Origin of the sequence: Escherichia sp. E1130, assembly GCF_005781065.1 — a bacterium.
GTDB lineage: Bacteria > Pseudomonadota > Gammaproteobacteria > Enterobacterales > Enterobacteriaceae > Escherichia.
The window spans coordinates 36,952-59,933 of record NZ_VATL01000021.1; the positions used below are offsets into that span (position 1 = coordinate 36,952).

General features: G+C 51.6%; 22 protein-coding genes and 1 pseudogene. 13 read left to right on the forward strand and 10 right to left on the reverse strand.

What is annotated here, in order from left to right; genetic code table 11:
• Window positions 1-133 precede the first annotated feature (133 nt).
• The 3 genes from rarD to FEK66_RS19455 all read left to right on the forward strand — a co-directional run bounded on the left by rarD (window position 134) and on the right by FEK66_RS19455 (window position 1,892).
• A complete protein-coding gene (gene rarD, locus FEK66_RS19445) occupies window positions 134-1,024 on the forward strand; it encodes an EamA family transporter RarD (protein ID WP_063870049.1) in 891 nt (296 codons plus the stop codon).
• 94 nt (window positions 1,025-1,118) lie between these two features.
• On the forward strand, window positions 1,119-1,499 hold the full coding sequence (yigG, locus tag FEK66_RS19450; protein WP_276609507.1) for a protein YigG: 381 nt from the start codon (window positions 1,119-1,121) through the stop codon (window positions 1,497-1,499).
• Between the two features lie 12 nt (window positions 1,500-1,511).
• Window positions 1,512-1,892: a DUF2628 domain-containing protein gene (locus FEK66_RS19455; protein WP_000032581.1), complete on the forward strand. Its 381-nt coding sequence runs from the start codon at window positions 1,512-1,514 to the stop codon at window positions 1,890-1,892.
• Window positions 1,893-1,932: 40 nt separating this feature from the next.
• Here FEK66_RS19455 and corA read toward each other — a convergent pair whose 3' ends face one another.
• Together corA and ysgD are read right to left on the reverse strand one after the other, a co-directional pair.
• Window positions 1,933-2,883 (reverse strand): magnesium/cobalt transporter CorA, encoded by a 951-nt coding sequence (gene corA, locus FEK66_RS19460; RefSeq protein WP_130209436.1) that lies wholly within the window; start codon window positions 2,881-2,883, stop codon window positions 1,933-1,935.
• A 150-nt stretch (window positions 2,884-3,033) separates the two neighbouring features.
• Window positions 3,034-3,090: a YsgD/CorL family protein gene (gene ysgD, locus FEK66_RS26045; RefSeq protein ID WP_212723238.1), complete on the reverse strand. Its 57-nt coding sequence runs from the start codon at window positions 3,088-3,090 to the stop codon at window positions 3,034-3,036.
• A gap of 161 nt (window positions 3,091-3,251) precedes the next feature.
• Between ysgD and FEK66_RS19465 the strand changes: the two genes are divergently transcribed.
• Both FEK66_RS19465 and FEK66_RS19470 read left to right on the forward strand, forming a co-directional pair.
• On the forward strand, window positions 3,252-4,016 hold the full coding sequence (locus FEK66_RS19465) for a phosphodiester glycosidase family protein (protein ID WP_135495443.1): 765 nt from the start codon (window positions 3,252-3,254) through the stop codon (window positions 4,014-4,016).
• An 82-nt stretch (window positions 4,017-4,098) separates the two neighbouring features.
• The gene (locus FEK66_RS19470; protein ID WP_135495442.1) at window positions 4,099-5,001 is read left to right on the forward strand and encodes an S-adenosyl-l-methionine hydroxide adenosyltransferase family protein; all 903 of its coding nucleotides are present in this window, start codon (window positions 4,099-4,101) and stop codon (window positions 4,999-5,001) included.
• Window positions 5,002-5,107: 106 nt separating this feature from the next.
• On the opposite strand, the gene uvrD is transcribed toward FEK66_RS19470, so the two are convergent.
• The 6 genes from uvrD to FEK66_RS19500 all read right to left on the reverse strand — a co-directional run bounded on the left by uvrD (window position 5,108) and on the right by FEK66_RS19500 (window position 10,731).
• Window positions 5,108-7,270 carry a DNA helicase II gene (gene uvrD, locus FEK66_RS19475; protein ID WP_000383407.1) on the reverse strand — a complete coding sequence of 721 codons (2,163 nt, stop codon included), beginning with the start codon at window positions 7,268-7,270 and terminating at the stop codon, window positions 5,108-5,110.
• A gap of 83 nt (window positions 7,271-7,353) precedes the next feature.
• A complete protein-coding gene (yigB, locus tag FEK66_RS19480; RefSeq protein WP_130223381.1) occupies window positions 7,354-8,070 on the reverse strand; it encodes a 5-amino-6-(5-phospho-D-ribitylamino)uracil phosphatase YigB in 717 nt (238 codons plus the stop codon).
• Window positions 8,070-8,966 carry a tyrosine recombinase XerC gene (gene xerC / locus FEK66_RS19485; RefSeq protein ID WP_130209428.1) on the reverse strand — a complete coding sequence of 299 codons (897 nt, stop codon included), beginning with the start codon at window positions 8,964-8,966 and terminating at the stop codon, window positions 8,070-8,072. The genes yigB and xerC overlap by 1 nt, the downstream gene beginning before the upstream one ends.
• Entirely contained in the window at window positions 8,963-9,670 is a 708-nt protein-coding gene (locus FEK66_RS19490) for a DUF484 domain-containing protein (protein WP_130209426.1), read from the reverse strand. Before FEK66_RS19490 ends, xerC begins: the two co-directional genes overlap by 4 nt.
• The gene (gene dapF, locus FEK66_RS19495) at window positions 9,667-10,491 is read right to left on the reverse strand and encodes a diaminopimelate epimerase (protein WP_052904776.1); all 825 of its coding nucleotides are present in this window, start codon (window positions 10,489-10,491) and stop codon (window positions 9,667-9,669) included. The genes FEK66_RS19490 and dapF overlap by 4 nt, the downstream gene beginning before the upstream one ends.
• Window positions 10,492-10,527: 36 nt before the next feature.
• The gene (locus FEK66_RS19500; RefSeq protein WP_021581201.1) at window positions 10,528-10,731 is read right to left on the reverse strand and encodes a lipoprotein; all 204 of its coding nucleotides are present in this window, start codon (window positions 10,729-10,731) and stop codon (window positions 10,528-10,530) included.
• Window positions 10,732-10,889: 158 nt separating this feature from the next.
• On the opposite strand from FEK66_RS19500, the pseudogene FEK66_RS25730 reads away from it, so the two are divergent.
• Both FEK66_RS25730 and cyaY read left to right on the forward strand, forming a co-directional pair.
• Window positions 10,890-11,069, forward strand: a pseudogene (locus tag FEK66_RS25730) (DKNYY family protein); the annotation flags it as partial.
• Window positions 11,070-11,194: 125 nt separating this feature from the next.
• Window positions 11,195-11,515 carry an iron donor protein CyaY gene (cyaY, locus tag FEK66_RS19505; protein WP_135495441.1) on the forward strand — a complete coding sequence of 107 codons (321 nt, stop codon included), beginning with the start codon at window positions 11,195-11,197 and terminating at the stop codon, window positions 11,513-11,515.
• Window positions 11,516-11,554: 39 nt separating this feature from the next.
• On the opposite strand, the gene cyaA is transcribed toward cyaY, so the two are convergent.
• A complete protein-coding gene (gene cyaA, locus FEK66_RS19510) occupies window positions 11,555-14,101 on the reverse strand; it encodes a class I adenylate cyclase (protein ID WP_131162276.1) in 2,547 nt (848 codons plus the stop codon).
• Between the two features lie 373 nt (window positions 14,102-14,474).
• Between cyaA and hemC the strand changes: the two genes are divergently transcribed.
• From hemC to aslA, 6 genes are all read left to right on the forward strand, one after another.
• Entirely contained in the window at window positions 14,475-15,416 is a 942-nt protein-coding gene (gene hemC / locus FEK66_RS19515) for a hydroxymethylbilane synthase (RefSeq protein WP_130237980.1), read from the forward strand.
• Complete coding sequence (gene hemD / locus FEK66_RS19520; RefSeq protein WP_135495440.1) at window positions 15,413-16,153, forward strand: uroporphyrinogen-III synthase; 741 nt, start codon at window positions 15,413-15,415, stop codon at window positions 16,151-16,153. The genes hemC and hemD overlap by 4 nt, the downstream gene beginning before the upstream one ends.
• A gap of 21 nt (window positions 16,154-16,174) precedes the next feature.
• A complete protein-coding gene (hemX, locus tag FEK66_RS19525; protein ID WP_135495439.1) occupies window positions 16,175-17,422 on the forward strand; it encodes a uroporphyrinogen-III C-methyltransferase in 1,248 nt (415 codons plus the stop codon).
• A gap of 2 nt (window positions 17,423-17,424) precedes the next feature.
• Window positions 17,425-18,621: a protoheme IX biogenesis protein HemY gene (hemY, locus tag FEK66_RS19530; RefSeq protein WP_135490594.1), complete on the forward strand. Its 1,197-nt coding sequence runs from the start codon at window positions 17,425-17,427 to the stop codon at window positions 18,619-18,621.
• Between the two features lie 49 nt (window positions 18,622-18,670).
• Window positions 18,671-19,261: a hypothetical protein gene (locus FEK66_RS19535; protein ID WP_130261204.1), complete on the forward strand. Its 591-nt coding sequence runs from the start codon at window positions 18,671-18,673 to the stop codon at window positions 19,259-19,261.
• Between the two features lie 633 nt (window positions 19,262-19,894).
• Window positions 19,895-21,550, forward strand: coding sequence for an arylsulfatase AslA (gene aslA / locus FEK66_RS19540; RefSeq protein WP_130209412.1), 1,656 nt, complete (start codon window positions 19,895-19,897; stop codon window positions 21,548-21,550).
• A 167-nt stretch (window positions 21,551-21,717) separates the two neighbouring features.
• On the opposite strand, the gene FEK66_RS19545 is transcribed toward aslA, so the two are convergent.
• Window positions 21,718-22,953: an anaerobic sulfatase maturase gene (locus FEK66_RS19545; protein ID WP_135495438.1), complete on the reverse strand. Its 1,236-nt coding sequence runs from the start codon at window positions 22,951-22,953 to the stop codon at window positions 21,718-21,720.
• Window positions 22,954-22,982: the final 29 nt, after the last annotated feature.

The following is a 22,982-nucleotide window of genomic DNA, read 5'->3' on the forward strand; positions in this document are numbered from 1 at the left end:
ATGCAATATATTGAATTTGCATGGTTTTGTAGGCTGAATAAGGCGTTAACGCCGCATCCAGCATGAACAAAGCACACTTTGTCAGCAAACTGAGCAGGTCAACTGCTATCAACAACAAAAAATGAGTTTTCCAATGGATGCAAAACAAACGCGGCAGGGCGTATTACTCGCTCTTGCCGCTTATTTTATTTGGGGTATCGCCCCAGCGTACTTCAAGCTGATTTACTACGTGCCCGCCGATGAGATCCTGACGCATCGCGTGATCTGGTCGTTTTTCTTTATGGTGGTGCTGATGAGCATCTGCCGCCAGTGGTCCTATTTAAAAACGCTGATTCAGACGCCACAGAAAATTTTTATGCTGGCAGTCTCTGCCGTGCTGATTGGCGGCAACTGGCTACTGTTTATCTGGGCGGTGAACAATCACCATATGCTGGAAGCGAGCCTTGGTTACTTTATTAACCCGCTGGTGAACATTGTGCTGGGGATGATTTTCCTCGGCGAGCGATTCCGCCGGATGCAATGGCTGGCGGTGATTCTGGCGATATGTGGCGTGTTGGTCCAGCTGTGGACTTTTGGTTCGCTACCTATTATCGCGCTGGGGCTGGCGTTTAGTTTTGCCTTCTACGGCCTGGTACGCAAGAAAATTGCCGTTGAAGCGCAAACCGGCATGTTAATCGAAACCATGTGGTTGCTGCCCGTGGCGGCGATTTACCTGTTTGCTATTGCCGACAGCTCAACCAGCCATATGGGACAAAACCCTATGTCGCTGAATTTACTGCTGATCGCCGCCGGTATTGTCACTACCGTACCGCTGTTGTGTTTTACCGCCGCAGCCACGCGCCTGCGTCTCTCAACGTTAGGCTTTTTCCAGTACATTGGCCCGACGCTGATGTTCCTGCTGGCTGTGACGTTTTATGGTGAAAAACCGGGTGCCGATAAGATGGTGACTTTCGCCTTTATTTGGGTAGCGCTGGCAATTTTTGTGATGGATGCGATTTATACGCAGCGTAGAACGTCCAGATAAAAAATAAATATATTCTGAAAAAATATGCCTGCTCTTGCATGAGAGTGGGCATATTGCCATGCTGACAGGAGACTCACACAAGGATGTAAAATTTATGTTACGTATGTTTATCCCAACATCGAACGGTAAGATTTCCAGACGCCGATATATATTTTCCTTTATTTTAATAAATTTCATTTTTGCCTTTCTTATTGTTTTTTTTAACAATGGGGAAGCTGGTTTTCTTGTTATAGTCTCTACCATCGCACTCCATTATCTCGTTATCAATATGAATTGCCAACGACTCCGTGATAGTGGTTTCATATATATAAAAACTTATGTTTTTGGTACATTAGCAGTATATATCATCTCTATCATCACAATGATAGCCGAAGATTTTGCCTGTTCAGGCAATGGTTCGATGATTTTTTTAATTTTCTACTTTTCCACTTTCAGTATGCTAATGCTTGCACCTACTGATTCATCAAAACAATAGTACGGAGTATTTATGAGTAAGGAATATATGAACGATGGTTCATTAAGTGAAAAATGGAAATATCGATTTAATTTTTATGATCAACATGGTTTTCCTGGATTCTGGGGGGCAACACCAGAATATAAAGCAGCATTTAAAGCATTAAAAGTAAGACAACGCTTAACTATTCAAATGAATTTCATTGCTTTCTTCTGTTCCTGGATATATTTATTTGTCCTGGGATTATGGAAAAAAGCAATTATAGTTCTATTACTTGGTATTCTATCTCTATTTGTTGGTGCACTAATTGGCGTTAACATTCTGGGAATTGCCGTAGCAGCCTATGTTGCTGTTAACACGAACAAATGGTTCTATGAGAAAGAAGTAAAAGGGTTAAATACCTGGAGCCTTTGAATAACAGGTGGCTTAGCCAGGCTAAGCCACCGCCTTCTTTTTACAGCCAGTTCTTGCGCTTAAAGTACAGATACGGTGCCAGGCCCGCGAGGATCATAAAGATAATCGCTGCCGGGTAGCCGAAGCTCCACTTCAACTCTGGCATAAACTCAAAGTTCATCCCGTAGCTGGAAGCGACGAGCGTTGGCGGCAGGAACACGACGGATACCACCGAGAAGATTTTGATGATGCGGTTCTGCTCGATGTTGATAAAGCCCATCGCTGCCTGCATCAAGAAGTTCACCTTCTGGAACAAGGATTCGTTATGCGGCAGCAGGGACTCGATATCTCGCAGGATTTCACGCGCCTGCTCCAGTTGCCCACCCGGTAAGCGTGCTTTACGTACCAGGAAGTTGAGCGCGCGCTGGGTATCCATCAGACACAGGCGAACTTTCCAGCCGATATCTTCCAGTTCTGCCAATGTGGAGAGTGCCTCGTCGTACTCATCGCCCTGACGCCCTTCCATAATCACCCGGCTCAGTTGCTCCAGATCGCTGTAGATGTTTTCAATTTCATCCGCTAACTGTTCGATTTTGGTTTCGAACAGATCCAGCAGCAGCTCGTAAGCGTTACCGTCTACCATCGACTGGCTGCGGGCGCGCATACGATACAGACGGAATGCAGGCAGCTCGCGTTCACGCAGTGTAAACAGACGACCATCGCGGATGGTAAATGCTACAGTAGAGTTACCGGCGTGATCTTCCGCATCTTCAAAGAAGAAGAAGGAGTGAATATGCAGGCCGTCATCGTCTTCAAAGAAACGCGCCGATGCTTCGATGTCTTCCAGTTCCGGGCGAGTTGCCAGGCTCTGGCCAAGTTCAGATTGTACGCGCAGTCGCTCGTCGTCATCCGGTTCGACAAGATCAATCCATACTGCATTTACAAGGGGTTGTGACTCTTCGACTTCCAGCCGGGTCAGTCGGTTATTTTCCAGTTGAAATGCGCTCAGCATGACCGGGACTCCCAATGCTTAAAATATCGGACAGTTCGGTGGGCACACAGAAACAAATTGGGTTTCAGACCATTAAACAGCCTGACTCAGCGCGACGGGAAAATTGAGGTCGCTGACAACCGCTAAGGCTATCAGCAAAAGGGGATAGCCTTAGGAGTTGATCCTGGATGACAGGATAATGAGCCAGTATCTACTGGGTGTGTCCAAGGCGAATGTCCTCTTAGAGTGATCGTGCGCGCATGTTACGCCAGCAAAATTTTGCCGTCAACACGCAACAGAACACCACAGAACAATAGTTGAACTTCGCGCTTTTTGGTACTCGTCAAGGTCATTAACAGGATAAAAAAATCCCACATCCAGGACCTATAATGGCGCATCAGCTACTCATTGGTAAAGGAATGATCACCTTGAATCTCAAACGGATTTTTCTCGCTCTCACCTTGCTCCCCTTGTTTGCTGTTGCTGCTGATGACTGCGCGCTCTCTGACCCAACGCTGACTGTGCAGGCGTATACCGTTAATCCTCAAACCGAACGGGTGAAAATGTACTGGCAAAAAGCCAATGGCGAAGCGTGGGGAACGTTACATGCGCTGCTGGCTGATGTTAATAATCAGGATCAGGTTCAGATGGTGATGAACGGCGGCATCTATGATGAAAGCTATGCGCCGCTCGGTTTGTACATCGAAAACGGTCAGCAGAAAGTGGCGTTAAATCTCGCCTCGGGGGAAGGTAATTTCTTTATCCGTCCTGGCGGCGTTTTTTATGTTGCGGGAAATAAAGTCGGCATCGTTCGTTTGGATGCCTTTAAAGCCAGTAAAGAGATTCAGTTTGCGGTGCAGTCAGGGCCAATGCTGATGGAAAATGGCGTAATTAATCCGCGTATTCATCCCAACGTCGCCTCACGCAAAATCCGTAACGGTGTGGGGATTAATAAACAAGGGAACGCTGTGTTTTTGTTGAGCCAGCAGGCGACAAATTTTTATGATTTTGCCTGTTATGCCAAAGCGAAACTGGACGTCGAGCAGCTGCTTTATCTTGATGGCACGATTTCACATATGTATGTGAAAGGCGGGGCAATCCCGTGGCAACGCTATCCTTTTGTTACCATGATTTCCGTCGAGCGGAAAAGTTAAGCATTGTACACTCGAGGAGGCCAGACAAACTGGGGCTGGCTACACAGCTGGAAAATCATCAGATAAATGAAGGGAAACAAAAATGAAAAAAACGCTCGCAACGTTATTTTTATTAACGTGTCTGGGATCATCGTCCGCTTATGCGGATAACGCTTTGATTTTACAAACGGATTTTAGCCTGAAAGATGGGGCCGTCTCGGCGATGAAAGGCGTCGCTTTCGGCGTTGACCATAATCTTAAAATCTTTGATTTAACCCACGAAATTCCACCGTATAACATCTGGGAAGGTGCTTATCGCCTGTATCAGACTGCCAGTTACTGGCCGCAAGGTTCGGTGTTTGTCAGTGTGGTCGATCCGGGCGTAGGCACTGACCGTAAATCGGTGGTGCTGAAAACCAAAAACGGTCAGTACTTCGTTTCACCAGATAACGGTACGCTCACTTTGGTGGCGGAATCGCTGGGTATTGAGAGCGTCCGGCAAATCGATGAAAAAACCAACCGCCTGAAAGGTTCCGAAAAGTCATATACCTTCCATGGTCGCGATGTATATGCCTACACCAGTGCGCGTCTGGCTTCCGGAGCGATTTCCTTTGAGCAGGTGGGGCCTGAGCTTCCGGCAAAAGTTGTCGAACTGCCTTATCAGAAAGCGAAAGCGACAAAAGGTGAAGTGAAGGGCAATATCCCGATTCTTGATATTCAGTACGGTAACGTCTGGAGCAATATCAGCGACGAGTTGTTGAATCAGGCGGGGATCAAACTCAACGATACGTTATGTGTGACCATTTCCGAAGGTTCCCAGCAAAAGTACGCAGGGAAAATGCCGTATGTCGCCAGCTTCGGCGATGTGCCGGAAGGCCAGCCGATGGTGTATCTGAACAGCTTGTTGAATGTTTCCGTGGCGCTGAATATGGATAATTTCGCGCAGAAACATCAGGTTGCGTCTGGTGCTGACTGGAATATTGATGTGAAGAAGTGCGCTAAGTAAGGTGCTGATGCCGGATGCGGCGTAAACGCCTTATCCGGCCTACCGGGTGCCATTTCTGTAGGCCGAATAAGGTGCGCAGCACCTCATCCCGCAACGGAATCGTAAATTACACCGTCTCCAGCCGGGCGTAAGCTGCCACCAGCCATTTAATTCCCTGGCCCTGGAATGCCACCTGCAAACGGCTATGCTCGCCGCTGCCTTCCATATTGACGATAGTGCCTTCACCAAACTTGGCGTGGCGCACGCGCTGGCCGAGTTTGTAGCCGCTGTCATTCTCGACCATTGGCGTACCCATCCGCTGATGGCTGACCGGGCGGCTTACCGTGGCGCGCAGGCGCACCTCTTCCACACACTCTTCCGGCAGCTCGCCAATAAAGCGCGACGGGCGATGGTAAACCTCTTTGCCATACAGACGGCGAGTTTCCGCGTAGGTCAGCGTCAGTTTCTGCATCGCGCGGGTTACGCCAACGTAGGCCAGACGCCGTTCTTCTTCCAGACGCCCGCCTTCATCCAGCGACATTTGGCTTGGGAACATGCCCTCTTCCATACCAACGATAAACACCTGCGGAAACTCCAGACCTTTCGCCGAGTGTAGCGTCATCAACTGCACCGCATCCTGCCAGGTATCCGCCTGCCCTTCACCTGCTTCCAGTGCCGCATGGGAGAGGAACGCCTGCAGCGGCATTAAATCTTCGTCTTCTTCGTTGTAGCTGAACTGGCGCGTTGCCGTCACCAGTTCCTCTAAGTTTTCGATACGCGTCTGGCCTTTTTCGCCCTTCTCCTGCTCGTACATGGTGCGCAGGCCGGAGTCTTTAATTACCCGGTCAGTCTGTACATGTAGAGGCATATCGGCAGTTTCCTGCGCTAAGGCGTCGATTAATTCCATAAACCGTTGCAAGGCGCTGGCTGCACGTCCGGCGAGGGCTTTTTCCTGCAACAGTTCACGGCACGCCTGCCAGAGTGTTAACTGGCGATCGCGCGATGTCTGACGTACCACGTCCAGCGTCCGGTCACCAATACCCCGCGTTGGCGTATTCACCACACGCTCAAAGGCCGCGTCGTCGTTGCGGTTGGCAATCAGGCGCAGATACGAGAGCGCATCTTTGATTTCCTGACGTTCGAAGAAGCGCATCCCGCCGTAAATACGGTACGGCATACTCGCCTGCAATAACGCCTCTTCCAGCACACGCGACTGGGCGTTGCTGCGGTAGAGAATGGCGCACTCGGCAAGTGCCCCGCCGTTGTCCTGCCAGGTTTTGATGCGGTTAACCACAAAACGCGCTTCATCGAGTTCGTTAAAGGCACAATAGAGGGAAATCGGCTCGCCGTCCGCGCCATCGGTCCACAGTTTTTTACCCAGACGCCCGTTGTTGTTTTCAATCAGGGCGTTAGCGGCGCTCAGAATATTGCTGGTAGAGCGGTAGTTCTGCTCCAGACGGATAGTTTCAGCACCGGGGAAATCATTGAGGAAACGCTGAATGTTCTCGACCTGCGCCCCGCGCCAGCCGTAGATTGACTGGTCGTCATCACCGACGATCATCACCTTGCCAGTGTCGCCCGCCAGCAGGCGGATCCACGCGTACTGAATGTTGTTGGTATCCTGGAATTCGTCCACCAGGATGTTGGTAAAACGTTCGCGGTAGTGTTGCAGGATATGCGGCTTGTTAAGCCACAGTTCGTGGGCGCGCAGCAGCAGCTCGGCGAAGTCCACCAGGCCCGCGCGGTCACACGCTTCCTGATACGCCTGATACACCTTCTGCCAGGTCTGCTCCACCGGGTTACCATAGCTCTGAATGTGATGCGGGCGCAGCCCTTCATCTTTCTGGCTGTTGATGTACCACATTGCCTGGCGCGGTGGCCACTGCTTCTCGTCGAGGTTCATCGCCTTGATCAGACGCTTAAGCAGGCGCAGCTGGTCTTCACTATCGAGGATCTGGAAATCCTGCGGCAGGTTGGCGTCCATGTGGTGCGCACGCAGCAGGCGGTGCGCCAGCCCGTGGAAGGTGCCGACCCACATGCCGCCCTGGCTGGTGCCCATCAGTTGCCCGATACGATGACGCATCTCCGCCGCCGCTTTGTTGGTAAACGTCACCGCCATAATCGAGTATGGCGAGCAGTTTTCCACGCTCATCAGCCAGGCGATACGATGCACCAGTACGCGCGTCTTACCACTGCCCGCGCCCGCCAGCACCAGAAGGTTGCTGCGTGGCGCGGCCACCGCTTCGCGCTGTTTGTCATTAAGGCTATCGAGCAGGTAAGAAACATCCATTGGCACCGCCGCGTAAAAATAGGTTGGGCGGAGAAGCGCAACGCCCTCCGCCAAAAAGCTGGGTATATATACAGATTTGCTGATTATATCAGCGAGGTCAGAGATGCCAACCGGGAAATTTCCAGATGCGGGAGTAAACGGCTGTCCCAGGTTTGCATCAGATCGCCATTTTCCGGTCTGATCCAACAGGCCTGCATTCCGCTGCGAATTGCCCCGCCCACGTCAGTGGTGAGATCGTCCCCGACATGTAAGATCTCGCCGATCGGCACGTTGAGTTTTTCCGCCGCCAGGAAGTACATATCGCTGAACGGTTTTGAGCGCCCGTGTGGGCCAGCACGCAGCACAAACTCAAAGTAGTCGCCCAGGCCAAACAGCTCCGGCTGGGCGTTACCGTTGGTGATCGCCACCAGCGGCCATTTCTTCGCCAGCTGTTTTAAGGTGTCGTGGGTTTGCTGCGGAACATCGATCCGGCTACGCCATTTGGCAAAGTTGATCATTGCCGCGTGTGCGCCGGCACTGGCTTCCTCCGCGCTCAGCCCGGCGTCGAGCATCGCTTGTTCAATCGAACGAAAACGCCAGCGCGTTACGTCGTGATAAATCTCGGGTTCCGCTTCCCGTACCGCCTGACGCAGACGTTGCAGATCTTCATTCTGGAAGCTGCGCAGCGCCGGATGATAATTTTGCACAAAGATAAGAGCTTCTTGCTCGGTACGTTGGATCACCGGACGGTTATCATAAAGGGTATCATCCAGGTCAAAAGTGAGCGCCGAGATGCGCCCCAAAGGCCGGTAAAAACGCATTATTTCCCCCGTTTGGCTCGTGGATGCGCCGCATCGTACACCGAGGCAAGGTGTTGAAAATCAAGATGAGTATAGATTTGCGTGGTGGAGAGGTTGGCATGACCCAGCAGCTCCTGCACACCACGAAGATCACCGCTCGACTCCAGCATATGCGTAGCGAAAGAGTGACGTAATTTATGCGGGTGAACGTGATTATTCAGCCCTTGTTTTATGCCCCATTCGGCAAAGCGTTTCTGTACATTACGCGCGGAGATACGCTTGCCCAGTTTCGACAGGAAAAGCGCGTCGTCTTCGCTGCCAAACAGATCGCGCAAATCAAGCCAGTGCTCAATCCACGCCACAGCGTTGCGACCAATTGGCAGGCGGCGCTCTTTACTGCCTTTCCCCATCACCCACACTTCGCCAGACTCCAGGTCGAGGTGTTTGATGTCCAGCCCCACCAGCTCGGAAAGACGCAGACCCGCGCCGTACATCACTTCCAGCATTGCCCGATCGCGCACGGCGAGGGGATCGTTGATATCAATATCCAGCAGCCGATTCATATCATCGACGTCGATATTTTTTGGCAGATGACGCGGCGCTTTCGGTGCCGAAACACCTTTTGCCGGGTTGGCTTTGAGTTCGTTCTGGCTGACCAGCCAGTCAAAAAAGCTACGTAGCGCAGAGAGGCGTAATGCGAGGCTTGCCGCGCCCAGCCCTTTACGGCGACTGCGTACAGCAAAATTGCGCACCATCGTCACATCGCATTGCTGCCAACTTTGCAGGCCATTTTCGCTGGCAAAATTGATGATCGCCTCAAGCTGGCGCTGGTAGTTAAGCAGAGTTATTGGGCTAAGCTGACGCTCCACGCTCAGATAACGTAGATAGCGTTCTACATCGGTATGTAAATTGGTCATACGCGTTCAATCCAACGCTCCAGAAGCTCCGGCATCATCAGCGCAATTTCATCAAGTAACTGCGTTCCCTGTCCTTGTTGATAGTGATTGGCATCGCGGCTGGTGAACAGCACTACGCCTAAATCAGCATCGCTTCCCAGCATCGACATCGCCACCGATCCCACCGCTTTCGCTTCCGGTAGCACCACCAGCAACTCCGGCCCGTTAAGCGGCCCCAGATAATGCTGCTCCTGCCCCAGCCGCTGAATACGCAGTGGTTCAAAAGCCTGACGGCTTAATGCCAGATGAGTATGGTTCGACGGCGCACCTAAGCGCCAACGATCCGGAAACAGGCGCACACTCGCGCCCGCCAGCCCTAAATCACGCGCCCAGCGGTGAAAACGCATCAGCATATCGTCGAGACTGCTGGCGGCGGTGAGACTACGCTGCAAGTAGAGTAAGCGATAAAACAGGCCTTCGTTGGCGATAGCCTGTTCCATCAACAGCGACATGTTCTCTTCCAGAACATGAATATGGTTACGCGCGCGAGCCAGATGCCACTCGACCAGCGAAACGGTACCACGTACCGGATGCGGCACACGTATCGCTTCTACTGCGTGCGCATTGCGGATAAAAAACTCAGGATTTTTAATCAGATAATCGACAACCGCCCGGTCATCAAGCTCCGTGAGTGTTTCCTGTAGTTCTTCCCCTGGTTGCTTCATAGATGAATAAATCCGTCGTAAACATGTACTGCCGGACCCGTCATATATAACGGATGACCCGGACCTTTCCAGGCGATATCAAGACGACCACCAGGGAGTTCCACACGTACTTCTTCGGCCAGCAAACCTTGCTGAATCCCTACCGCAACCGCCGCACACGCGCCGCTGCCGCAGGCCTGGGTTTCTCCTGCCCCACGCTCATAAACGCGTAAACGAATATGCTCGCGCTTAACCACTTGCATAAAACCGATATTGGCGCGCTCCGGGAAACGTTCGTGGCTTTCCAGAACAGGGCCAAGCGTTTCTACCGCCGCGATATCGACATCATCGACCTGAATCACGCAGTGCGGATTTCCCATCGACACCACACCGCATAAGATTGTCTGCTCGGCGGCGCGCATAATATAGGTTTTTTCCGCTTTGTTAGCGCGAAACGGCACAGCGGAAGGTTCGAAGTTGGGCTCGCCCATATTTACGCGGACCAGATCATCATCGGTGACGGTCAGAACCATCCGCCCGTTGGCAGTGCTGACGCGGATATCGCGCTTATTGGTCAGCCCTTTCAGACGCACAAAACGGGCAAAGCAGCGCGCGCCGTTGCCGCACTGCGCCACTTCACTGCCATCAGCATTAAAAATGCGATAGTGAAAATCCAGTTCAGGATCGTAAGGCGGCTCAACCACCAGCAACTGGTCAAACCCTACCCCCAGGTGCCGATCCGCCAGGCGACGAATCAGCTCCGGTGAAAAAAAGACATTCTGCGTTACCGCGTCGACGACCATAAAATCGTTGCCAAGGCCATGCATTTTCGAGAACTGCATCATTTACTCCAATCACGCGGGTACAGAAACTGACTTTTAGTAATTCACCTGGGATGGGCCATCGCCTGTGGCGCGGTCGTTTTTATCCGGCAACGTGGATTGCGTTTGCGTCTCTACCGGTTTGGTCGGCGGCGGTGCGTTTTTATCTGCAGGCGGGAAATAGAGCGGACCTTTCAGACCGCAGCCCGTCAGGCTGAAGAGAGTAAGTAATACAGTGAGTGCCTTAAACACGTTTTTCATTATGGATTGCCTGTAAAGTTCATCGCTTTCTGCTTTCTATCATCGCAGGAGAAGGCGTAAAAGCAAGCATTTAGCGACTCTTTATGAAGTCTGAAAAGTGAGGATTTGCTGCGAGTATAACGCTTACACGTGGGGATTTATGTTTTGCTGGTAGTTTCGTGATCGGCACCTCGCGCCAGGATGGCTTTATGCACTATCGCAATGTGGTTTGTTTGTTGTCTTTTTTTAGTTCCGTCAGCGTAGGGATGCTCGCTCGGTGAACCTGATCATAATGTTTACCAGAAACAGGGAAAGGCGTGGTGTACCTGCGCCCTAATGAAGAGACAAATCTTTCGCTATACAGAGACATTATTATTCCGGTGACGGATGAATCATGCCGGAACGCAGCAGCAGAGGTGCAACCTTTGAAGCCCTGACCCCATGCCGCTATACTGCCGCCATCACTTAAAAACAGGATACAACAATGAACGACAGTGAATTTCATCGCCTGGCTGACCAACTGTGGCTAACCATTGAAAAGCATCTGGACGACTGGGATGGCGACAGCGATATCGACTGCGAAATCAACGGTGGCGTGCTGACCATTACCTTTGAGAACGGCAGCAAAATCATTATCAACCGCCAGGAACCGCTGCACCAGGTATGGCTGGCAACCAAACAGGGCGGCTACCATTTTGATCTGAAAGGCGACGAGTGGATTTGCGACCGTAGCGGTGAAACCTTCTGGGATTTGCTGGAACAGGCGGCAACGCAGCAGGCGGGTGAAACAGTCAGTTTCCGCTAAAATTGCATGCCGGATAAGCCTCGCTTTCCGGCTCGCTCATCACGAAAAATACTGCTGTAACAGCGGCGTATCGTTGTCCTGATTGGCAGGTGGCATGTTGCCAATAGATTTTGTGCGGAACGGAATCACCTGTTCGCGACCATCGACCTTCACAATCTGATAGAACTGCGGCAGGTTGAAGTTAATGAAGCTAGAGCCGTAGGTAAAACGGTCGTGCGATGACGAGTAGAAGCGGCTGACGTCACGCACCAGCTCCTCTTTGCTACCTTCGCAGTGGTGATACACCTCAACTCGGTTGCTTTCGTCGAGAATGTAGATATTAAAGCCATTCTCGTCTTGCGTTTCTTCGAAGAAGAACTGGATGATCCCTTCGCTGGCAAAGCCGTCCACCACCGCCGGTAATTTGACGTGATTGGTTTCAACCTGCACTGACAGGCCGTGCAGTTTGTTATGCGAAATAGCGCCATAAAACTCGATGGCGTTCTCCAGTTTCTGTACCGATACATTCAGGCGTTCGAAGAACAAACCCCAGGTTTGACCAGAAACGCGCAGTGCCTTGAAGCGCCCAGTTTCCTGGCGGGTGCTGGAAAGACGCAGTTCAATACACTCAGAAACCAGTTGCTGCACGCGGGTGCGAATTAAACCGCGCAGATGCTGGCTGTAGCAGAAGACTTCCACGCTATCGGGCGGTGCGGCGTCCTGATGCATTTTGCCGAGAATGGTTTTCAGGGCTTCAATCATCGACTGCTCACCGTTGAAGTGCAGCGTACGCACTTCGTTCCACGAGTTGCGGTACAGCAAGTCAACACTACCCACCAGGCATTTTTGCTCTTCACCAAAGCTGAAAACATCCAGCTTACGAAAATCGAAATGTACTACCTGGTTACGGAATGCCGTCGTCGGGTCATATTCCAGATTAACAATTATTGCCAGATGGCGAATTTCACATGGACTGTAGAGCGCTTTTGGCGTCGGTGCGGGCAGACGCAATGGGAAGTGGTGCGACACATCGGCCACCATCTCTTGCAACTTCGGCAGATCAACAATGCCATTGCCCTTAATGTACAAGCGTGTACGTGAAGTCAACAGGCCGTTAAACCACGCCCAGGCCACTAGCTTATTCAGGTAACGGTTATATTCCAGCGGCTGATGGCTGATGATCGACTCAATATTTGGCGCACGGTTATACAGATACCAACCTGAACGGTTAGCACGGCCCGGCGGTACATAAATAAAGGTCAGATTCGGTTCCGAGAGATCAGGTGAAATCTGCGGATTTACCAGCGTCACTTTACCCGGTAATGCTTCAAACGCGGCGTACAGTTTACGCGTCAGCACGCCGATATCCTGCGGGCTGGCGGAGACGCTAAGGTTATTGCGGCGCGCAAAGCGGATCAGATTACGGTAGCTCTGCATCATTGCGTCGAGCAGCTCGTTGTGCGCCTCACGCACCTGATCTATCTTCCAGTTAGCACGGTTATCGAGCATTGCCAGACGAGCATCGTCCCATTCCCACTCTTTCACCAACTGGCTTAACACTTCACGACGCCAGCCTACGCAGGCGCGTTCACGGCTGAGTTTTTCGCACACTTTTAAATAGAAGCAGCGGCGTACTAAATCCAGACGGGTGAAATCTTCAATCGCCGTCAGGTATTCAGTAACACGCTCCAGCATCATGCAGTACGGATCGAGGCCAAACGACACAATCTCGCCGTCGTGCAAACGCTGTTTGATATCTTTCGCCAGCAGGCGTGGGTTCGGGTATTCCCAGGAATAGGCTTCCAGCAGCAGTGTCTTCAGCACCGCTTTGTACGGGGAATCGATACTTTTGTAGAGTTGCCAAAGGCTGGCACCAAAGTACTCTTCAGCAGAAAGCGAGCTTAAGCCGCCGAGATCCAGCCATTCATTTGGCGTCAGCACGCCCTGCGCGTAGAGCGTCATCACGTAGTCATCGTAATGCTCTTCTTCGTCGCAAGGCACCATATTCCACAGAATACGCTTACCGGCGAGACGCACGGCGGTACGGTAAAATTCATCAAGAAGCAGTATATGCTGGGTGGAACCGCAATCTTCGCCCCCCAGACTGCCACTCTCGTTGTGGCGGAAACGGTTTTCATCAATCAGGAAGAAGCTAACTTCCACACCCAGCGAGGCAGCCCAGCTTTCCAGCAGGCTGCATTTACGTTGTAGTAACTGGCGCTCTTCGCTATCGAGCCAGGATTGATGACAGACCCAGATATCCAGGTCAGAGGAACAACTTTGCCCTACCGACGAAGTACTGCCCATGGTGTATACACCAGTAATCGGAAGCTCGCCTTTCGGCGGGTCCTGTACTGACATTCCACGATACAGTTCAAGTTCGTTCAGGTAGTGGCGTTGGGTTTCATCAGGCGTGTAAAGGCAAATGCCTTTGGGAACGTTACCATCAAGGTAACCCGGCATTAGCGGATGGTGATAGTGCAACAATGTCGGCAGCAGACTGTAAACCTGTTGGAATGCAGGCCCCATGGCAGCAAGCGCGCGATCCACGCGCAATTGATTTATGGCATCCAGTCTCTGTTTCAGAGTCTCAATATAGAGGTACAAGACGTATCGCCTGATTTGCTACCCGTCATGTCTGTGATTCCGGCAACATCAACGGAAACACGCGGCATTCGGGATATTTCGTATGTCAAAGGTAACTGTTACCACTTTCCGCGCCTGGTTTTTTTAGTTTCACGACGAAAAAATGGTCTAAAACGTGATCAATTTAACACCTTGCTGATTGACCGTAAAGAAAGATGCGCTACATACAAGTGTAGCACCGTTTATTCTCTGTAAATTCCTTATTACGACGGCTTGAAGCGCCTGTCAGGATTCAATTTACGTTTTGCATTAACGTCAACGTTTCACCACAACACTGACATCGCTCCAGCAAGGATGTTAGGATGGACCACGGATGATAATGACGGTAACAAGCATGTTAGACAATGTTTTAAGAATTGCCACACGCCAAAGCCCACTTGCACTCTGGCAGGCACACTATGTCAAAGACAAGTTGATGGCGAGCCATCCGGGATTAGTCGTTGAACTAGTACCGATGGTGACGCGCGGCGATGTAATTCTTGATACGCCGCTGGCGAAAGTTGGCGGAAAAGGCTTATTTGTTAAAGAGCTGGAAGTCGCGCTTCTGGAAAACCGCGCCGATATCGCCGTACATTCGATGAAAGATGTGCCGGTTGAATTCCCGCAAGGTCTGGGGCTGGTCACCATTTGCGAACGCGAGGATCCGCGTGATGCCTTTGTGTCCAATAATTATGACAGTCTGGATGCGTTACCGGCTGGCAGTATCGTCGGGACTTCCAGCTTACGTCGCCAGTGCCAACTGGCGGAACGCCGCCCGGACCTGATTATCCGCTCTCTGCGTGGGAACGTTGGAACACGCCTTAGCAAGCTGGATAACGGCGAATACGATGCCATTATTCTTGCCGTGGCTGGATTAAAACGTTTAGGGCTGGAGTCCCGCATTCGCGCTGCGCTGCCCCCAGAAATTTCTCTTCCGGCAGTCGGACAAGGTGCCGTAGGTATTGAATGCCGCCTTGATGATACGCGTACCCGCGAGCTTCTTGCCGCACTTAATCACCATGAAACCGCGCTACGCGTCACCGCTGAACGTGCGATGAATACCCGTCTGGAAGGGGGTTGTCAGGTGCCGATTGGCAGCTATGCCGAACTTGTCGACGGCAAAATCTGGTTGCGTGCGCTGGTCGGTGCGCCGGACGGTTCGCAGATTATTCGTGGTGAACGCCGCGGTGCGCCGCAGGATGCCGAGCAAATGGGGATTTCACTGGCGGAAGAGCTACTGAATAACGGCGCACGGGAGATTCTCGCTGAAGTCTACAACGGAGACGCGCCAGCATGAGTATCCTGGTCACCCGCCCATCTCCAGCTGGAGAAGAGTTAGTGAGCCGTCTGCGCACACTGGGGCAGGTGGCCTGGCATTTTCCGCTGATAGAGTTTTCCCCGGGTCGGCAATTGCCACAACTTGCCGACCAGCTATCAGCACTTGGTAAAGGCGATCTATTGTTTGCCCTTTCGCAACACGCCGTTGCTTTTGCCCAATCACAACTGCATCAGCAAGCTCTTAAATGGCCATTACTTGCTGGTTATTTCGCCATCGGCCGCACCACTGCGCTGGCGCTGCATACCGTGAGCGGGCACCAGGTTCGTTATCCGCAGGATCGGGAAATCAGTGAAGTCTTGCTACAATTACCGGAATTACAAAGTATTGCGGGCAAACGTGCGCTGATATTACGTGGCAACGGCGGTCGTGAGCTGATTGGAGAAACTCTGACGGCACGCGGTGCTGAAGTCACTTTTTGTGAATGTTATCAACGGTGCGCCATTCATTATGACGGTGCAGAAGAGGCGATGCGTTGGCAATCCCGCGAGGTGACGACCGTCGTTGTTACCAGCGGTGAAATGTTGCATCAATTCTGGTCATTGATCCCACAATGGTATCGTGAGCACTGGTTACTACGCTGTCGGCTTTTGGTCGTCAGTGAGCGTTTGGCGAAACTCGCCCGGGAACTGGGCTGGAATGACATTAAGGTCGCCGATAACGCTGACAACGATGCGCTATTACGGGCATTACAATAACTCTCATAACAGGAAGCCATAATGACGGAACAAGAAAAAACCTCCGCCGTGGTTGAAGATACCAGGGAGGCCGTGGACACCACGCCACAACCTGTCGTTGCAGAAAAGAAGAGTAAGAATAGTACCGCTCTGATTCTCAGTGCGGTGGCTATCGCCATTGCTCTGGCAGCAGGCGTCGGTTTGTATGGCTGGGGTAAACAACAGGCCGTCAGTCAGACTGCCACCAGCGATGCCCTGGCGAGCCAACTCACGGCACTGCAAAAAGCCCAGGAAAGCCAAAAAGCGGAGCTGGAAGGCATTATTAAGCAACAGGCTGTACAGTTAGAGCAAGCGAATCGACAGCAAGAAACGCTGGCAAAACAGCTGGATGAAGTCCAACAAAAGGTCGCTACCATCTCTGGTAGCGATGCCAAAACCTGGCTTCTGGCACAGGCGGACTTTCTGGTAAAACTTGCCGGACGTAAACTCTGGAGCGATCAGGACGTCACCACCGCAGCAGCGTTACTGAAAAGCGCTGATGCCAGCCTGGCAGATATGAATGACCCCAGCCTTATTGCTGTTCGTCGGGCAATTACCGATGATATCGCCAGCCTTTCTGCGGTATCACAGGTGGATTATGACGGTATTATCCTCAAGTTGAATCAGCTCTCTAATCAAGTGGATAACCTGCGTCTGGCCGACAATGATAGCGACGGTTCGCCAATGGATTCCGATGGTGAAGAGCTTTCCAGCTCCATCAGCGAATGGCGCGTCAATCTGCAAAAAAGCTGGCAGAGTTTTATGGACAACTTCATTACGATTCGCCGTCGTGATGATACTGCCGTACCGCTGTTAGCGCCGAATCAGGATATCTATCTGCGCGAAAATATTCGTTCCCGTCTGCTGGTCGCCGCACAAGCTGTGCCGCGTCATCAGGAAGAGACGTACCGCCAGGCGCTGGAGAACGTCTCCACCTGGGTTCGTGCTTATTACGATACTGAAGATGCCACCACCAAAGCGTTTCTCGACGAGGTGGACCAGTTAAGCCAGCAAAATATCTCGATGGATCTCCCGGAAACACTGCAAAGCCAGGCGATGCTGGAAAAACTGATGCAGACTCGCGTGCGTAACCTGCTGGCACAACCGGCAGCAGGGGCAACGGAAGCTAAACCTGCACCTGCACCTGCACCTGCACCTGCACCTGCACCTGCACCTGCACCTGCACCTGCACCTGCACCTGCACCTGCACCGCAAGCTGATACTCCGGCAGCCGCGCCGCAAGGAGAATAACCATGCTAAAAGTGTTATTGCTCTTTGTGTTGCTGATTGCGGGGATCGTGGTCGGCCCGATGATTGCCGGTCATCAGGGTTACGTACTGATCCAGACCGACAACTACAATATCGAAACCAGCGTGACTGGCCTGGCGATCATTTTGATTCTGGCGATGGTCGTGCTGTTTGCCATTGAGTGGCTACTGCGGCGGATCTTCCGCACCGGCGCGCACACCCGGGGTTGGTTTGTCGGACGTAAGCGTCGCCGCGCACGTAAGCAGACTGAACAGGCACTGCTAAAACTAGCGGAAGGCGATTATCAGCAAGTTGAAAAGCTGATGTCAAAAAATGCCGATCACGCTGAACAGCCGGTGGTGAACTACCTGCTGGCTGCCGAAGCCGCACAGCAACGCGGCGATGAAGCGCGCGCCAATCAGCATCTGGAACGCGCAGCGGAACTTGCGGGCAACGACACCATTCCGGTGGAAATCGCCCGCGTTCGCCTGCAACTGGCGCGTAATGAAAATCATGCGGCACGCCACGGCGTGGATAAGTTACTCGAAGTCACACCACGCCATCCGGAAGTGCTGCGTCTGGCAGAACAAGCGTATATCCGTACCGGCGCGTGGAGTTCACTGCTGGACATAATCCCGTCAATGGCGAAAGCCCACGTTGGTGATGAAGAACATCGCGCAATACTGGAACAACAGGCATGGATTGGTCTGATGAATCAGGCACGGGCCGATGACGGCAGCGAAGGTTTACGTAACTGGTGGAAAAACCAAAGCCGGAAAACGCGTCATCAGGTGGCTTTGCAGGTGGCAATGGCGGAACATCTTATTGAATGTGACGATCATGATACTGCCCAGCAAATTATCATCGACGGCCTGAAACGCCAGTATGATGATCGCCTACTGCTGCCGATCCCACGACTGAAAACCAACAATCCGGAACAGCTTGAAAAAGTGCTACGCCAGCAAATCAAAAACGTCGGCGATCGCCCGCTGTTGTGGAGCACGCTGGGTCAGTCGCTGATGAAACACGGTGAATGGCAGGAAGCATCGCTCGCCTTCCGCGCGGCACTGAAACAACGCCCGGACGCCTACGATTACGCATGGCTTGCCGACGCGCTGGACAGACTGCACAAACCGGAAGAAGCCGCATCGATGCGCCGCGACGGTTTGATGTTGACGTTGCAGAACAACCCGCCGCAGTAATTTATATCGCCTCGTTCAGAGGCGATATTTTTTTACAAGGATGTCAAAAATGCGCATGCCTTCCCGCTACCTTTTCCGCTTGCCATCGCCTGAAAGTAATCCTGTTCGGGTAAGGTTGTTACTCTGCTTTTTGATATGTGCTGCTCTGGCTGGCGTAGGCTGGCTGACTATTTCCTTCGTGCGTACGGGCAACACCTTCATCTTCTGGTTATCACTTTTTATTGTGTCTCTGATAGCCGCCGCGAAGCAGGATAAAATCAAGCTCCTCGAGAAACGCCGAATCATGGCCGATAAACGTCAGGGGCTTTCCATTTGTCAGTTTGCACGCCAGTTTAACCCTCGTACCGTAGATACATGGATCATTCGGGCTGTGTGGAATACCTTGCAAGAAAACGGCTATATCGGCTACCCACTGCCACTTAAAGCCGACGATAAACTGGACGAAGATCTGGATTTGGTAAACGATGCCGTTGAGTTAGAAGAGCTGGTCGAAGATATCGCCGCTCGCTGCGGACGCGATTTAACCGGAATAGAGAATAATCAGTTTCTTCCCATCGTCACGGTAGGCTCTCTTGTAAGGGTGCTAAATGCACAACCAATGACGCAAGAGCGACGTAGCCTGTTGTTTATTCAGCCATAAAAAAACGCCTGCTCTTATTACGGAGCAGGCGTTAAAACAGGTCTGTATGACAACAAGTGGGTGCTTCACTCAACGTTGTGTCCATGGTGTCTGATGAGGCATAAGCGACATCTGTCAGTGGACGATAAGCACCGTAAACGGCTCTGCGTCATTCCTAAGTTTATGAGGCACTAAGGCGAACATAAGAGATGGAATGAGCATCTACCCAATTATTATGCCATACAGGCCCGGGAAATAACATCCTTTAATACTTGTTATGAGAAAATTCTGCAATCCAGGTTTCTTTCATTCGCAATAATTACCTGAGCAAATATTATCCAGCACCTTACTCTCTTTAATTATAAATACTGTGAATTGTTAAAAATATTCAATAACCAATATATATATTAATTACACTCCTAATCAAAAACAGCATCAATAATCAACACTATACAATAAACCTGCCTTACATATCCCCCGCACCAGGGGTAGGATTGAAAACGCTCTCCTGATCTTTCGATTCATTCTCATGGCAAATAAATAATATATTTTCATCATAATTATTTATATACCCATTTTATCAGGGAGAGGGATCTCAATTATCAATGCTTAATTACGTCATCCATTTAATGACATGAAACCGGAGCATTTTGCATGGAAATTTCGTTTTCACCCAAACTACTGGTGATCGCAATCGCCGCCGCTATTCCTTTGCTGGCCAGTGCTGCAGATACCCCGTCAACCGCTACCGCGCGCGAAGGTTATGCCGGGTATGATCACCCTAACCAGTACCTGGTTAAACCGGCGACCACCATTGCCGATAATATGATGCCTGTGATGCAGCATCCGGCACAGGATAAAGAAACCCAGCAGAAGCTGGCGGAATTAGAGAAAAAGACCGGTAAGAAACCGAACGTGGTTGTTTTCTTACTGGATGACGTGGGCTGGATGGATGTCGGCTTTAATGGCGGTGGCGTGGCGGTAGGTAACCCAACGCCAGATATTGACGCCGTTGCCAGCCAGGGATTGATTTTAACCTCTGCATATTCTCAACCAAGTTCTTCCCCTACCCGCGCCACCATTCTCACCGGACAATACTCCATCCACCACGGCATTCTGATGCCGCCGATGTACGGGCAACCGGGCGGTCTGCAAGGGTTAACCACCCTGCCGCAATTGCTGCACGACCAGGGTTACGTCACCCAGGCTATCGGGAAATGGCATATGGGGGAAAACAAAGAGTCGCAGCCGCAGAACGTCGGATTTGATGATTTCCGTGGCTTCAACTCCGTGTCCGATATGTATACCGAATGGCGCGATGTTCACGTCAACCCGGAAGTCGCCCTGAGTCCGGACCGTTCTGAATACATCAAGCAATTACCATTTAGCAAAGATGATGTTCATGCTGTACGCGGCGGCGAACAGGAGGCCATTGCTGACATCACGCCGAAATATATGGAAGACCTGGATCAACGCTGGATGGAATATGGCGTTAAGTTCCTCGACAAGATGGCGAAGAGTGATAAACCTTTCTTCCTCTATTACGGCACTCGCGGCTGTCACTTCGATAACTACCCGAACGCCAAATATGCGGGTAGCTCTCCGGCACGCACCTCGTATGGTGACTGCATGGTAGAGATGAACGATGTGTTCGCTAATCTCTACAAAACGCTGGAGAAAAACGGTCAGCTGGATAACACGCTTATTGTCTTCACCTCCGATAACGGTCCGGAAGCCGAAGTGCCTCCGCACGGTCGCACACCGTTCCGTGGAGCGAAAGGATCTACCTGGGAAGGCGGCGTTCGCGTTCCGACTTTCGTGTACTGGAAAGGCATGATCCAACCGCGTAAATCTGACGGTATTGTTGATCTGGCAGATCTCTTCCCAACAGCACTGGATCTGGCGGGGCATCCTGGGGCGAAAGTTGCGAATTTAGTGCCGAAAACCACCTTTATCGATGGTGTGGACCAGACATCTTTCTTCCTGGGAACAAACGGCCAGTCTAACCGTAAGGCCGAGCACTACTTCCTCAACGGCAAACTCTCTGCTGTGCGTATGGATGAGTTCAAGTATCACGTCCTGATTCAGCAGCCTTACGCTTATACCCAGAGCGGGTATCAGGGTGGGTTCACCGGCACGGTAATGCAAACAGCCGGATCGTCGGTGTTTAACCTCTACACCGATCCACAGGAAAGCGATTCTATCGGCGTGCGCCATATCCCGATGGGAGTACCACTGCAAACCGAAATGCACGCGTATATGGAGATCCTGAAGAAATATCCTCCACGCGCGCAGATTAAATCTGACTAATCCGGCGCTATCGCAGTGATCTGCCTTTGCCGGATGCGATGTTGACGCATCTTATCCAGCCTACAGAACACTGCAATTTATTGAATTTGCACGATCATGTAGGCCGGATAAGGCGTTTACGCCGCATCCGGCAATCAACCGCAGGCGGCCACAAAATGGCCGCTTTTTTACTTATTCACCACCATCAAATGCGCCTGCATAATGTCGCTGGCCGGACGACCGTGCGCCAGCAAATCAGCCATTGCTTTAAGATACGGCGGTAGATGGCGGAAATAACGCTGATACCCGGCACACAAATAATTCAGCCCCGGTTTTCCGCTGGTATCGAGCATGAAGCGGTGTTTCGGGCAGCCTCCCCAGCACGCTTTTAACACGTTACAACTGCGACACTGCGCCGGTAACTGCTTAAATTTATCTTCACCAAAAGTCTGCTGCTGCGGAGAATCTACCATTTCTGCGAGGGTCTGCTGAAGCATATTTCCCAGTCGATATTGCGGATAAACATAGTGATCGCAGGCGTAAACGTCGCCGTTGTGCTCAACAATCATCGAGCGCCCACAGGTTGGCTGATGATGGCAAACCGCACCCGACGCACCGACAAAATTGGCAAACGCCCATTCGATATTCATCACGAAAATCTTGCCGACGTCGCGTTTGATCCAGTGGTCGAATATCGCCACCAGAAACTCACCGAACTCATCGGGGCGTACCGACCATTCCGTCAGGTCGCCCTGAATATCGCCGGGCGCATGTAGTTTCAGTCCATCGCGGGCAGCTGTTTCATCAGCCAGGCGCTCGACCACCGGAATAAACTGGATGAATTCGACTCCCGCATCGCACAAAAAATCATAAACCTGCAACGGTTGCTGCGCGCTGGTGCGGTTGACGCAGACCAGCACGTTATAGTCGACATGATGCTTTTGCAGCAGCATCAGGGCACGCATCACCAGCTTATGCGTTGGTCTGCCACCTTTGGTCACGCGATATTGATTGTGGATCTCAGCCGGACCATCCAGAGATAACCCAATAAGAAAATGATTTTCTGCCAGAAATGCACACCATTCGTCATCGAGCAGCACACCGTTAGTCTGGAAGCTGTTACTTACCTTCCTGCCAGTACCGTATTTCGCCTGTAACTTTACGGCACGGCGGTAAAACTCCAGCCCCATCAGCGTTGGCTCACCGCCCTGCCAGGTAAAAGCGACTTCGTTTTGTGGTTCGCTGGCGGCGATATAGTGACGGACATACGCTTCCAGCGTGTCTTCGTCCATATGCGTGACTGGCTTTTCACGGTAAAGGGATTGTTTTTCGAGATAAAAACAGTAGTCACAGTTCAGATTACAATCGGAACCGCTCGGTTTCGCCATCACGTGAAACGCACGCGTTGGAACCTGTTGCAGCATGGTCGCTCCTTGCCTGAAGTCATCCTTCA